Here is a 14,903-nt window from a genome sequence, read left to right on the forward strand (position 1 = left end):
AGTGCTTGTGCAATTATGGGTGACGATCCCGGTCAGAGCATAGGTCTGTGTTCCTTCCACCTCGAAGTTCACCACGCTCGTTTCGTCATCAGTCAGTTGCAGCGCACGAACCTGTGAGACCATGAACCGTCCCTGCAGAAGTTCTTTCAGCAGGGGGGATTCCAAGTATTCGTTCAACCGCGCGAGGGTTTGACAGGTTATCCCCCGCGTCGAGTCTTCGTACCTCGTTGAATATTGCATTTTCTTCCAAAGCCGATAGGCTGAGACACCGAGGTTCTGTCTTACAGTCTTGAGATACGGTCCTAGGCCATAGTAGGTTTTCGGCTTGTTACCAAGGTTCAACGATCCTGCATCCTTGGCTTTGATGGACAACTCCGCAACGAGTCGGAACAATCTGGCCTTGTCATCGCTGTACGCAATACTGATGCAGAAACCGTCTGCATGCATCCCGGTGGCTTTCCAGAGTTTCGGTTTGAATCCCATCGCAAGCATCGTGAAGAGGAGATATTCCCTGTTGATGGGGTTGAAGGTCTCGAACTGTATCTGCTCAAGCCTGCCATTCCTGACTGCCAAACACCCATCCCCATCGAGATAGGTAGCGAGAAAGGCGGCAGTGACATGCTCTTCGAGCGGAAGACTCCGCCAGAGATTCGACAGGAGATCAATCAGCGGCTTGGACGGGGCGTGCAAGACCATGGTAGGTCGTTTGCTCTCGAAGGACTGTCTGCTCGTGGGCTGGGCCGCGGTACGCAGCGAGCCACCGTACACTTTCGAAAGGAACGAGTGGACTCGCAGGAGCTTTCGCGTGTCCGAGTTAAAAAAGCGGAGATGTCGATCCCCATCGGACTTCTGAAATCCAAGCAGATAACCCAGCCCGGAATCCACCCAAGGTGGAAACGTGTACTTGGTCTGGGTGGTGCTGAACTCAGTCAGCTTGAGCAGATCTTCATCGCCCAGGATCGGCCTGAGCTCAGCCAGCCTGGTGACCTTTTGTTTGGGATACTTTCTTGGAAGCTCGTAGCCTAACGCCGCAACAGCGGAGTTCTTCACGAACAGATTTGGATAACGAAGCAACGTATGGGTGGCAACCTTTTTTCCCTCCACCTTGCCTACTGCGACCAAGGCGTCCCCGACTTTCAGCTCGCTTGCTGCCTTCCACGTGAAACCATTGGCGCCCAAGCATAGTATCGGATGATTTGGCGTGACTCTGAGCAATCCAAACTCGTGCTTCACCCGGACAAGCCGGGTGGCCGTCCGGGCGAATGTCTTCTTGACTGGTCGGAAGACTGTGCTATACGATTCGGGATCATATGAGAGAACCTCGTCCCCGACCGCTACTTCCTTTGCGGCCTTTACGCCGTGAGAGGTAACTATGGGTTCATCGTGAGGTATGCAAACGAGCCCTTTGATTTCCCGGCCTTTGAAGCCCGCCTCGACCCGCTCCCGCTCCTCTCGCGGCAGGGAACCGTGGTGGACCGCGACGTCTTGGCGGACCATCGACAGGCGGGAGCCGAGGAGCTCGGCGAGAGGACGGGCGTTCACGAAGACGAGCGTCGAGCGGCTCTCGTCGAGGGAGTCGTCGATCGCGGAGAGCCCCGCCGCAGCCTCCGGGGTGATGTAGAAGTCGCGAGCGGTCTCGAAATCCTTGTCGATGGGACGAGGCCATTCGACTCGGTACTCGTATCGCTTCTCGAGAGGTGCGAGGAGGATTTCGAGGGGTTTCTCGCCGCCGAAGAGCGAGGCTATCGCGTCCGGGTGGCCTACGGTGGCGGAAAGGCCGATTCGCTGGAAATCCCGCTCCGCGATTCGACGGAGTCGCTGGAGGCCGACCGAGAGCTGGATCCCCCGTCGGTCCTCCGCAAATTGATGGACCTCATCGACGACGACGTACCGCACCGCCTTCAGGTGACGTTGCATCAATTTCCCGGAGAGGATTGCCTGGAGGGTCTCCGGGGTGGTGATGAGGATGTCAGGTGGATTGGCGGCTTGCTTTCGGCGCTCGGAGGTGGGCGTGTCCCCGTGCCTCACGGCCGCGGTGAGGTGCGTGGAAGCGACGAGGCGCTGGATGCGGTCAATCAGATTCCGATTAAGAGCGCGCAGAGGCGTGACGTAGAGGGCCCGGACGCCGCTTCGATCCGTAGCCCCAAGTGCCTCGAGAATCGGGAACAGGGCGGCCTCTGTCTTGCCAGACCCGGTCGGTGCGACAATGAGAAGGTGCGAACCCGCTCGAATCTCCGATAGCGCCCGTGCCTGCATCTCGTTCATTTTCGAGATCTCGGCGCGATGGAGCAATTGGGTAAGCCCTGTGCCTCCTGCCTTGCCCTGACTCTTCGGGTCCAATAACGCCAGTGACCGAATTCGGACGATAAAAACCGTTCGGAGGGTTGCGCGAACCTACAGGTCCACTCTGGCGCCCCCTGGGGGGTAATGTTCGAAACGGAGCCTACGAAACGTCTACGAAGGATTGGAGTGACTGGTCTGCGAAGCTGGGATTATCGGCTAAATTGCGACTCGATGAGAGTACGTGTCTCCTGATCGGGCCCGTCTGTCTTCCAGATTGTCACTGCATACTGCTTGCCGTCAGTCCCGACGAGACGCAGGTCTATCCAGGACTCGCGTCGATCGAAGCTCCTCTTTTTCACGACGTTGAAATCCCGGGGGCGAATTTCACAGTACTGCCGTGCACCAAGGGACTTTAGCTTCTTGAGCCGAACTTCCTTTGCGGCGGCAGTCGGAACGCCTAAGGGTGTCAGCTCGCCCTTAAGTTCTCTCCAAGGGTCGATGTCGCGGACCAGCACGATTCTCTTGTTTGTCACGAAGAGCTTGCTTGAGGCTCGCCCTGCGAATCCCATGAAGACGAATTTCGGGAGGAACCTCCGCCACGGAGACAGAACGTTCATATCCCATCCGGTCACCGCTTTCAGGATCTCTTCGTTGGTTTCCGTAATGAGCCCGCCCGTATCGGAGTATGTCCTCCTCAGACCGTCTAGGTCGCCTGCGCGGACAGGCCGATACGCCTGATCGTCTAATCCCATTTCAAGGCACCAAGAGAATTGTTGGGTCCGGAGGATCAAGTGAGTTATCAAACCTTGCTGTATCGGCCAGAAAATTCAGAAGTTGGATCAATGCATCCTCTGCGATGTCCGATGGTATCTCGCTGCCGAACACATATTCGAAAAGGAACGTAATCGTGCTGCCGGGCGTGCTTACTATCTTCAGAGCGAGGGGGTCAGGCATAATACCAAGGAGAGCCTCGGCCCCAACAGTTATCGTCAGGCCGAGCTGCCAACCAAGCATCGCAGCGGCTCCATACAGAGGGACGACCGCGATGATCGTGTCGACGACAATGGTCCCCGCACTTTCGTAGTGTGAGAGCCTCTTGATTGGGTTGTCGGTTTGACTGGCCTGGAAGACTTCGTAAGACGCCAAGATCCCACCGACAGCGATTGCTGCGGCAACGCCCAACCTAATCCTGAGGCCCGTCTTGAAGATTTGACCCCTGAAGAGTCCTTCAACAAGCACCTCGTCGGACTTCAATACGCCGAATACCGCGGTTGCGCCAGCGAGGACGTAAACCGTTCCCTTGACGACATCCCCATCCCGGAAAGCCAAGATGGCCTGGCTTCCGAATATCACGAGAGTCGCTCCAACCGCCGCCCCTCGCATTGCCGACCGAAGCTGCGTGTACTTCACGCCCGTCAGCAGGCGCGAGTCGTCTAAGTTGTCGACGATCTCGCCGCGAACCTCCTTCTCAAGGACACGGACCTCCGTGAGTTCGACGCTAGGGATCTCAGGGTGCGGCACTCGCAGCTTCACCGTTACCGCAGCCGTTTCCCCGACCACGTAGTACGGCTGGTCCGTCTCGAGGTTCGTCAGCTTCGTGACCGTGAACGTGGATCGGCCGAAGGACATCTCCTCCCGCGCGCCCGAGGGGACGTTCAGCACCGGGAACAGCATGTTCGCCGTGAGCTGGCTCGTGATGGAGATGCCCTGCCGGATCATCTTGAATACTTTGAGGGCGATGCCGAAGCCGTCCACGGAGTTTCGGACCCACGCGTCTTCGGGGGCCCACGTGATCGTGTCTTGAAAGGATGCGATCTCCTCGGGGGAGTCCCCGAGCAGGTAGATGGCATCGGCGGAAGCCGGGGCCTCTGAATCGAAGGGATCGCCCATCCGGTAGACGTACACGGAGAACGGGTCGAACGAATAGAACCCGGTGACAAGGCCTTCGGTCGAATCGGGCAACGCGGCTTCGAGCGCCTCCATGTCCGTCGAGAGACGTGCGACGACGTACTCCGCCGATTCCTGGACTCGAACGAGGGTGGCCGCGACCGTCACGTCCGTGACGTTCAGCGCGGCTTTCGTGACGGAGAATCCGTCACTCGTGAGCCACACCGGAGTGAGGACGAGCGTGGCCGCCGGCACGCCTCCGACCTGGGTTGTGTTCTCCTCCGTCGCGACCTCCCGGGGGATCCGGAGTTGAAACTCGTACGCGTGGTCGTCGATCGCGGCGCCCACGGCGAGGTTCTGGTAGAACGGAGGCGCCGCGAGGAAGTCAGTCCCCCGGAAGAGGGAGTAGACGAAGGCCGGCACGGTCGTCCCGTCCGCCGTCTCGGTCCCGCGGTCTGCTTCCGGCCGAATCGAGAACTGCACGATGACGCCTTGCGGCTTTCCGAGGCGGATCGGGACATCCATGGAGGCGTGGTAGATTCGCTCGCCCGCATCGTCGCGGACCGGCACCTCCGCGACGTTCACGAAGTCCACGTCCGACGCATGGCTGTCTTCGATGTACTTGAACCGGTACTGACGCGGGCTCCAGACGTCGCAGTCGCCATAGTTGATCGCCCAGGTGCCCCAGCTGTCCTGCCCGAGGTCTTCCGCCTTCCTCGCGGTGAAATTTGTCTCGCCGCCTTCGGCGAGGACGTGGTTGATCGTCGAGAGGACGTCCTCGATCGACTCGTTGCTGCTCCGCGTCGCGTCGTCCGTGTGATCCGACAGGTATACGCAGTCGTCCGCGTCGATGTTGTACGTCCAGATCGTCGCGGAGAGGCCGTGCACGCCAAGCGCGTGGAACCGCTGCGTGAACCGGACGAGGCCGGGTTCGAACGCGCCCCTCCATGGCGGACTCCAGAGTTCCGTCGGCGAGAGGTCGAGTCCGTCGACCACTCCGTCGCCGTCGGTATCGGAGAGGAGGGGATTCGTAGGCCTCCGGTTCAATCCCTCAAGTTCGTCGAAGTCGGAGAGGCCGTCCCGGTCCGTATCGGAATCCGTGGGGTCCGTGAGGAATCCGTATCTCGCTCGCCCGTCCCACTCTTCGTCGTCTCGCAGGCCGTCGCCGTCCGTGTCGGGTGCGATCGGAGATGTGACGAGGGACCGCTCGACCGGGACGCCGTCGATCTCCGTGCGGAACGGCCGCGGGGTCACCTCCTGGTAGTCGGTCAGCGTGTCCACGTCCGTGTCCGAGAGAGTCGGATCGGTCCCGTAAGTCAGGCGCTCCGGACCATCGAGGAGACCATCGACGTCCGTGTCGGGATCGATCGGATCCGTCGGCCTCATGCCCTCGCCCGGGAGCAGCTCGAAGCCGTCCATGAGTCCATCGTCATCCGTGTCGAAATCGAGCGGGTCCGTGCGGATGATCCGATCGTACGCGGCGCCGTCGACGACGAAGCGCAGCGTGCGCGAAGCGATCTCCTCGCCGTCCGCCAGGAAGTCCCCGTCGGTGTCCGGGAGGACGGGGATCGTATGGGTCGTTGAACGTTCCACGGCATCGGAAATCCCGTCACGATCCGTGTCTTTCGACCCCGGGGAGGTCCGGAACGCGAGGAGAATTGATGCGCTCGCGATTCGGCCACTCTCCGCGCCGTGGTTGCGCAGAACGACCTGCCACGACCGGACGCTGGACAGATCCCCTGCGATGAGGTCGGAGCCGACGAGCCCGTCGGATTCGGCGAGGATTCGGGGCCGAAGGAGATCGAGGACGAGATGGACCCCGGTGTCCGTGCGGCTCACCGCGGGACGCCACGGCACCCGGAACGCTTCGGAGATTTCGAGGACGCCCCCTCTGGACAAAGGTACGGTCCGGCGGGAGGGATCGACGGTGAGGGCGGGCAGATCGCCCTGTGCGGTACCGCCCTCCACCCGGCACGCGGGCGAGCAAGGCGGCAGGGAAGCGGCCTCCCTGTTGCTCACGGTCGCCGTCACGGTCTTGAGGGCCTCGTTGCCCGCGCGGTCTCTCGCCCGGACTTCGAACGTGTGGACGCCGTTCGCCAGATCGAGCGTATCGTACACGAACGTATACGGCTCCGCGTCCCGCTCATCGACCGGCGTGCCGTCAATCGAGAACGAGACGGCGGCGAGCCCCTGGTCGTCAGACACGGCCGCCTCGATCACGACGAGGCCGCTCAGCGTCTCGCCGGCCGTCGGCCTAAGCAGCGAGAGCTCCGGAGTCGTCCGGTCGACGAATACCGTGATTTCCCGGGAGAAGCGAGCGACGAACTCCCCGCCCTCATGGGCCTGCGCGATCACGTAGAGGCGGTGCGCCCCTTCAGCCCAGTCGTCGGAGTTCCACGGCAGCGCGAAGGAGCCCGTCGAGTCCCCTTGGGTGCCGTTGACCCAGATATCGTCCACCTGGAACTGGATGAGCGGATCGGGCCGCCACGCCTTCCCGCGGACCTCGACCGCCCCCCGGACGGCAGCCCCGTCGGACGGCACGAGGATCGCCGCGCCGCGGGCGTGGAACCCAGGATCCCAGAGCAGCTGCGCCCTCGGACCGTCGTCGCCGAGGAACGCGAGGCCCACGGACAGATCATTCGACTGGGGATAGTCGATCTGCAAGTCGAGCGCGGCGGATGCAAACACGCCCGCCGCGGGCGGCGCCTCGATGTCGATCGTCGAATTCATCGGACCAAATTCGACGGACCCGAGGCCGGGCGAAACGCGCGCGGCGTAGACCGTCGCCTCTTCCTCGAGGTCCCCAAGGCCGTCTCCATCGCTGTCTTGCGAGCCCGTGTCGATCAGGAAATCATCAAAGTAGAGGGAGTACCAGGCCCCCGTAAGCCCCGCGGCGCAGAGGAAGCCGACGGAGACCTTCACGAATTCCGCGGACGTCCAGGGCGCTGAGGGGAAGTCCGCGATCGGGCTGCGGCGGACGTCGGTCCATGCCGCCAGTCCGACAGGCGGCGAAAGGACCACATCCGAAACGGTCGGTGCACATCGACCCGCGTTCCGACTCGCATGGTAGGCGGTGATGTACCGCACGCTCCCGAGCGGTCGGTAGCTGCCATCGAGGAAATCCAAAGCGACGCCCGCGGCGTACGCGTCCCAGGGGGACGCCACGAGGTCCTGGAGTCGGTCGTACAGAACGGACAGTCGCAGCTCCGTAATCGGCGCGTTGCGAATCGGGAAGATCGCGTATCCGTACGCGGAACCGAAGTCGCGGACGGTCCATCCGCGAATCTCGACGTGAAAGGAGCGGCTCCCAGACCTCGCGAAGCTCGAGGAATAGCCCGCGGACGCCCGGTCGCCGAGGTGGAAGTGGGTGAAGGGCAGCCAGGTGTCGTCCTCGAAGTCGTCGATGAGCGCCGAAGCCGGCGCGGAGCCGACGAGCATGATGCCGACGAAGCCGATCGCTGCGACGAATCTCCAAGAGCCGCGCACGGTCCTACCTCCGAGGCACAAGGACCGCGGCCCCTACGCCCCTCCGCGGCGGGCATCGCGCCCCCTACTATTTGGAGGCACATGTCAAATCCGGCCGTGCGCCCCGGGATGAGAGGTTGGGCGTCCCAGTACGTTACGGCGCGCGGAATCCGGACCATTCTCAAAAGGAATATCGATATGCGCAAGGGATATAACGGCGTAATACTTCGGGTCCAAAAACGAGGGGAATCCGATGACGTACGCGCATCCCGAAGTCTTGGTCGACTCGAGTTGGGTCAAGGGAAACCTGGGGAGCGAGAACCTCCGGATCGCCGAGGTCGACTACGATCCGACGGCGAACTACAACCTCGGGCACATCCCGGGGTCCGTGCTCATCGACTGGAAGAGAGACATCAACGATCCCGTGCGACGGGACATCGTTTCGAAGGAGGACCTCGAGGTGCTCTTCGGCCGTCTCGGGATCTCGAACGACCACCGGCTCGTCCTGTACGGCGACTTCAACAACTGGTTCGCCGCGTTCGCGTTCTGGGTCTTCAAGTATTACGGCGTTGAGAACGTCGTCCTCCTGAACGGCGGCCGGAAGAAGTGGATCGAGGAAGATCTGCCCCTCACGAAGGACGTGCCCTCGGTTCCCACGACCACCTTCGCCGCGAAGGAGCCGGACGAGGACCTGCGCGCCTACCTGCATTACGTCCGGCAGACGTTCCGCGACAAGGACAAGGTCCTCGTCGACGTCCGATCGCCGAAAGAATTCACGGGCGAGATCCTCGCGCCGCCGGAATATCCGACGGAGCACGCGCAGCGCGGCGGGCACATCCCCGGGGCGAAGAACATTCCGTGGGGCCAGGCCGTGAACGAGGACGGGACGTTCAAGACGCCGGAGGAGCTGAAGGCCCTCTACGAGCCGAAAGGCGTGACGCCGGACAAGGAAGTCATCGCGTACTGCCGCATCGGCGAGCGGTCGTCCCACACGTGGTTCGTCCTGAAGTACCTCCTCGGCTACCCGAACGTCCGGAACTACGACGGCTCGTGGACGGAGTGGGGGAACCTCGTGCGGACGCCGATCGAGAAGCCGTGAGATTCGAAAACCGCCGCGCGCGTCCTCGAAGAACGCGATACGAACTGCGGCGGCCTCGAAACCGCCGGCGCTCTAGCCATACGTCGCGTGCAGTCCGGAAGTAACCTCTTGGGGTTCCGCTTAAATATTCGCCTCCAGATGTACTCCGTCGGGGGATCGGAGCTTGGTTTCTGCTAGCCGCTTGCGAGTCGAGGTCTACCGCGACATCCTCCGCTCGATCCACCAGCTCCGGCGCGCGGCCCAGGGGACGAGTGCCTCGCGCGTCGGTCAGCGGGCGAACGTGCCGAACGATCGCATCAAGCACCGCCTCACCGAACTAGCGGCGCGCGGCCTCCTCGACGCGCACGGATCCCTCACGGAGAAGGGCTACGAATATCTGGCCGATTACACGAAACACGTGGAACCGTTCCTCCGGAAATACAGGCTCGACGCAAACGAATGACCAGAGTGTCGCCTCGCGCGGCCGCTTCCGAGGCCTTCGGCGAGGGGGACGCACCGTCCGGACGCTGCGTCCGGACCTACTGTCCGTACCGTGGGTCCCGAACCGCTTTCTCCTCGCGGGTCGATGCGCTCCGCGGCCTACGGAGGAATACTCGTGCACCCCCGAGCGTTCGCGGCGATCACCACTGCCGTCCTGATGTTAGTTTCGGTCAACGCGCTCTCGAAGCAGGCGACTGCCTCGGAGGTGCCGCTGGCAATGGTCGAGCCGCCGATGACGTACGGCCCGGGGTACGCGATCACGAACCTCCCGGACGGCTCCGTGCGGTTCGAATACCTGCCGACGTTCCAGCGCTGGGATGGGGCGTGGCGACCCACGAGCGCCCTCGACCGAGCCTTGGGCGAGTGGCCGTTCCTAGTCGAAGAGAGCTTGACGGACTTCCGGATCACCCGCCTCGGCCAGAGCTTCCGGCAGGTCAAGATGCCCCTCGCGACGTACGAAATCCTCTTGGACGGCGTGAAGGAGACGTTCCCGATCATCCTCATCCCTCCTGAGCCCCTCCTCTCCGTCGTCTTCGAATCGAACTACTCCGTCGAGGTCGACGGCCTCGCGATTCGGCTCCGGGATTCCAGCGGGGCCATCGCCTGGACGACGGCGCAGTTCCACGCGTGGGATTCGGCGGACCCGCCTCGGACGTGGGACCAGCCGATTACGTCCCTTTCTTACTCGACCGGCGTGGTGAGCCTCACCCTCAACGCGACGATGCTCGCGGAGGCCGCCTACCCGATCTTCGTCGACCCGACGTGGGTCACGAGCGCGTCGACGGGGTGGGCGAGCATTTCGACGCGGGACAACGTGACGGAGGACTACGGCGACCACAACTTCCGACTCGGCTGGTTCGCGGACAACTTCAACGACAACACGAAAGACAGCGTTTGGCTCACGGACACCGGCTCGTCGTGGGAGACAGGCGGGGCCGCACAGCTGAACCTTTCGACCCGGATCCGGGCGTCCTCAAGCCGATGGGACACGAAGTTCCAAGGGAAAGTCACGATCACGAGCTCCTTCGCGAGCTTCCAGACCGCGCGGATGCTGTTTCGATGGCAAGACTCGCTCAACTATCACGCTTTGGAGATCGACCAGTTGAACGACATCATGGCTCTGAAGAGGGTGACCGCGGGAGCCGCGACCACGATTTGGTCCACCTCCAAGACGATCGCTCCCGGCGTGCCCTATCTCATCAAGATCGACGCCTTCGGGGGCGCCTTCACCGTCGTATGGGATGGCGCGGTCCTGTGGTCCGGGACGGACCCCGGTTCGCCGAACCCGGGCCCTACGGCGAACGTGGGGCTCGAGACGACAGGGGCCCCGATCACCGTCGACGACGTCCGAGCATGGGCTGCAGCCCTCGGGAGCGTGGAGACGGTCGTCCGAAACGCGGGCGCCAACGGGGCCGTCTCGATGCGAACGGCGCACACGGACTCCCTATTCGACCTCGTCGACCTGCAGGTCCGCTCCTCGCCCGACAACGTCGTCTGGGGCGACCCGCAGTTCGTGAAGGCGGGCGCCAAGTCCGCGACGCTCGACGCCGACGCGTACAACATCCAGGACGACGATCGGAAACCGTACTACCGGAGTGACGTCGTCCTCCGGAGCACGGACGACCTCTCGCCCGCGCTTTCCGAGGTCGCCACGGTCGAGGCGGCCGTCCAGACCGCGTCGTCGGACAATTCCCAGCTCCTCGGGTACGAGCCGTGGCAGTACTACGTCGGCGGCATGGTCAACGTGGTCAACGGGAATCTCCTGCTGCAGGCCACGGACCTGCGGCTCCCTGCGAAGGGATGGAGCCTCGTGTTCACCCGATCATACAACAGCCTCAGCGGCTCGTCCGGACCGCTCGGGCTCGGATGGACGCACTCGTACAACGCTAACTTGGCGTTCCCAGGCGGGGGCGATGTAAACTTCAACGACGGCGACGGATCGACCCACTTCTTCAAGAACTTGGGCGGAGGCCGATTCGGTTCGCCGAGGGGCCTGAGCGGGACGAAGCTCATCCAGAACGGCGACCTGACGTACGCGATGTCCTCGAAGGACGGGACGAAGTGGACGTTCTCCTCGGCGGGCAAGGTGGCCGTGATGGACGATCGGAACGGGAACTCGCTCACGATGACGTACGACGGCAACGGCCGCCTGACGAAGATCGCCGACGAGTCCGGCGTCTTCCTCCTGTTGGCATACGATGCGAACGGCCGGATCATCAAGGTCGGTGACCAAAACGGCACGGTCAGCCAGCAGAGCCCGACGGCCCACACCGGCTCCTGGTCGAACGGCCAGAACGGATTCAGTTCGAACAACTTGTACGCGACCTCCAGCACAGACGGGGCGACGCACCGTTACTCGTCGTACGGTTTCTCGGGGTCAGGGAGCGCGTGGATCACGAAAGTCGAGGCGTGCGTCGAGGCCAAGACAGCCGGAGACGACGATCTCGGCGTGAAGGTCAGCACGGACGCCGGCGTCACGTGGAGCGCGGAGCAAGTCGTGAACCTCCCGACCGCTGATACGTTCACCTGCCTCGACTTCACGTCCCATCGGTCGTCCTGGACGTGGACCGACCTGTCGAACACGAACTTCCGCATCGAGATCCGGTACGTCAAGGTCGGCGGGACCGCGTCGACGGACTCCCTCGACTGGATCCCCGTCAAAGTCACGACGGCGAACCGATTTGTATCGTACGCCTACGACGGTTCGGGCAACCTCGCAAGCGTGACGGATCCGCTAGGTCAATCCGAGCTGTTCCTCTATACCGCCAAGCTCGACAGATTCGTGGATCGGGCTAACAAGAGCCTGCGGTTCGTCCGCGACGGCAGCTCGAAGACCACGGAAGTTTGGACCGGACTGTACAACCGGACGACATCCTCCATCCAGTGGGAGTTCCGGCAGTACCTGATCGCCTACGGCACGTGGCAGACCCGTCAGGCGACGGTGACGGACGCATCGGGCAACGTCACGACGATTACGTACGACCGGCTCGCGGGGCGCCCGACCCTGATCGACGGACCCCTCGCCGCCTCGGGGACCGGATGTTCTTGTTGCGGCTCGAGCGGAAACGAGAAGTGGACGATCCAATGGAACGGGGAGAACAACTGGGTCTACAAGCTGGACGGCCGAGCGAGCCGCACGAAAGCCACCTGGGACGGGCGAGCGAATCCCGTACGGCAGACGGACACCCAGGAGAAGTACACGGAGAACACGTGGCAGAACCGCGACAACGGCACCGTCTTCGATTCACTCGTAATGAAGCAACGGAACCGACGTGGGTTCACGACCTCCAACGCTTTCGACTGGGAGGGCAACCCTACCAAGACGACGGACGCGCTGGGGAATTTCACGCAGTCTGTCTACGACGCCTCCGGATTCGTGACGAAGACGACGGACAGGCGCAACTTCAACACGACATACACGTACGACGTCCACGGGTGGCGGCTCAACACGACTGATGCTCTCGGCCACGTCACGAAGACCGAATACGACACCGTGGGCCGGGTCGTCAAGACCACGACGGCCTTGGGCTTCGTGAGCCGCAAGGCGTACAACGCGAACGACTGGGTTGTCATCGAGACGAATCCGTTGGGCTTCACGACGAAATTCCAGTACAACGCGCGAGGGGACCGCACGGCCGTGGTGGACGCAAACGGGAACCAGACAACGTCCGTTGTCAACGTCACCTGGGGGAAGGTCCAGAAGAATTTCGAGGCGACGGGCGATGTGACGGAGAACACGTACGACAAGCTCGGTCGCCTCGGGCAGGTGAAGGATCCAGACGGCAAACTGTGGACGTACGAATACGACAAGTTCAATCGGAAGACGAAAGAGAAGGACCCGTTCCTGCACCTCACCCAACGGGTATACGACGCCGCGGGAAACGTCGTCACGCGCATCGATGGAAACGCAAAGTACACGAACTCGACGTATGACACCTTGAACCGCCTGACCCAGGTCAGCTACCAAGACGGGAACACGTTGACGTACGCGTACGACGCGAACGGGAACCGCATGACCGAGACCGGCTACGGCTTCACGCGGACGTCCGAGTACGATGCTCTCGACCGTCTCACGAAGATGACGTTCAACTTCGGCTCCTTCTTAAAGATCGTCCAATACACGTACGACCAGAACGGCAACCGGAAGACGATGGTCTATCCGGACGGCTTCACGGTCACGTACGTCTGGGACGCCGACAACCGGCTTGCGAACATCCAAATTACGGGGCAAACGTGGACGTTCACGTACGACGCGGACCACCGCCGCACGTCGGCGACGCATCCGAACGGACTCCAGTTGAACGCGACGTACGACAACGCGGGACGCCTCACGGCGATCCGATCGAAGGACGCTGGGTCGACCGTCGAGGGATTCACGTACACGTACGACAAAGTCGCAAACCGGAAGACGCAGGGACAAGAAGCGAACAGCACGAGTCTATCCTTCGCATACGACAAGGAGTACGAGCTCAATACGACGACATACGAGGCCGGATCGAAGGCGTACTACCAGTACGACGCGAACGACAACCGCCTGTTCCGGAACGAGACGGGGAAGCAGACGAAGTACTTCTACGGCGTGGATTCATCGATCTCCCGGCGGGAGGAGTACGCGGGCGGGAGCCTGCGCGTCACGAACAACTACACGTACGACTCGAACGGCAACCGCGTCCAGAACGTCAAGGCCGTGATCGGGCAAGGCACGACGACGTACAACTACCAGTACGACCTCGAGAACCGACTCGTCAAGGTCCTCTCGGGGAACACAGAGATTACGTCGTACGCGTACTTCTCCGACGGCTCCCGAATCCGGCGAACGGCCTCAGGCGTGGCGACGTACTTCCTTTACGACTTCCGGGACTTCAACGGCTACAACGACATCATCGCGGAGTACGACACCTCCGGGAACATGGTCGCCCGCTACGTCCACGGCCCCGGCGACGACGAGCCCTTGGCGATGTCCCGTGGCGGCTCGTGGTACTACTACCACATCGACGGCCTCGGCAGCGTGACGATGCTCACCCGCGCCGACAAGACGGTCGCGAACCGTTATGTGTACGACGATTTCGGAGGCTTCCGGTCGCGAACCGAGGCGGTCGCGAACCCGTACACTTATACGGGGCGGGAGTACGACTCCGCCGTCGACCTGATCTTCTACCGGGCGAGGTACTACGACCCACTCACTGGGCGGTTCCTGACGAGGGACCCAGCGGGGATCGTGGACGGGGCGAACGTGTACGTGTACACGGGGAACAATCCAGTGAATCGCGTCGACCCAAGCGGCTTGTGCGGCTTCTGGGATATTGGCTGCGTCATCCGTGAAAACTTTTGCATGATCAGCTGCTCGTTCCTGCTCGGGCTGGGCGTCGCCGCTGTTGCAGCCGCCGGGGCAGCGAAGGCATGCTACGGGAACATATACTGCATTTTCGGCATAACGGCCCTCGCGGGGTTCTTCGCTGCTCCCGCGATTGGCGCGGCTTGCGCAGCTTTGTGCCACGCTCCGATAGGCGTCGGATTGCTAACGGGCTTGGTAACCTGGGCGTTCATCATGGCCTGCGTTCCTGCGCTGTGGTGGGACCCTCTAGCACTTGCGATCTGCATTGGTCTGGAACTCTTGATTGGAGCGGTCTATGCCGCAATGCTTGCCAATCTTGCTCCTTACGGGGTCTATCCCTGACACGGCATCTCG

6 protein-coding genes are annotated in these 14,903 nt (G+C 62.3%); 3 read left to right on the forward strand and 3 right to left on the reverse strand.

Features of this window, described 5'->3' with window-relative positions; translation table 11 throughout:
- From VF992_08965 to VF992_08975, 3 genes are all read right to left on the reverse strand, one after another.
- The coding region (locus VF992_08965; protein ID HEX9341282.1) for a DEAD/DEAH box helicase at positions 1 to 2,265 on the reverse strand (2,265 nt) is incomplete at its 3' end.
- Between the two features lie 227 nt (positions 2,266 to 2,492).
- Positions 2,493 to 3,074, reverse strand: coding sequence for a hypothetical protein (locus VF992_08970; protein ID HEX9341283.1), 582 nt, complete (start codon positions 3,072 to 3,074; stop codon positions 2,493 to 2,495).
- Positions 3,037 to 7,656, reverse strand: coding sequence for an Ig-like domain-containing protein (locus VF992_08975; GenBank protein HEX9341284.1), 4,620 nt, complete (start codon positions 7,654 to 7,656; stop codon positions 3,037 to 3,039). The genes VF992_08970 and VF992_08975 overlap by 38 nt, the downstream gene beginning before the upstream one ends.
- Before the next feature lie 232 nt (positions 7,657 to 7,888).
- On the opposite strand from VF992_08975, the gene VF992_08980 reads away from it, so the two are divergent.
- The 3 genes from VF992_08980 (at position 7,889) to VF992_08990 (ending at position 14,891) form a co-directional block, all read left to right on the forward strand.
- Positions 7,889 to 8,734 (forward strand): sulfurtransferase, encoded by an 846-nt coding sequence (locus tag VF992_08980; GenBank protein ID HEX9341285.1) that lies wholly within the window; start codon positions 7,889 to 7,891, stop codon positions 8,732 to 8,734.
- A 163-nt stretch (positions 8,735 to 8,897) separates the two neighbouring features.
- Positions 8,898 to 9,176, forward strand: coding sequence for a hypothetical protein (locus tag VF992_08985; GenBank protein ID HEX9341286.1), 279 nt, complete (start codon positions 8,898 to 8,900; stop codon positions 9,174 to 9,176).
- A gap of 153 nt (positions 9,177 to 9,329) precedes the next feature.
- Positions 9,330 to 14,891, forward strand: coding sequence for an RHS repeat-associated core domain-containing protein (locus VF992_08990; GenBank protein ID HEX9341287.1), 5,562 nt, complete (start codon positions 9,330 to 9,332; stop codon positions 14,889 to 14,891).
- Positions 14,892 to 14,903 lie beyond the last annotated feature (12 nt).

The organism is Thermoplasmata archaeon (genome assembly GCA_036395115.1).
GTDB lineage: Archaea > Thermoplasmatota > Thermoplasmata > RBG-16-68-12 > RBG-16-68-12 > RBG-16-68-12.

What these genes read in the sequence shown, in the direction of transcription:
- VF992_08980 (HEX9341285.1), top strand. Translation starts at nt 7,889, where the DNA reads ATGACGTACGCGCATCCCGAAGTCTTGGTCGACTCGAGTTGGGTCAAG.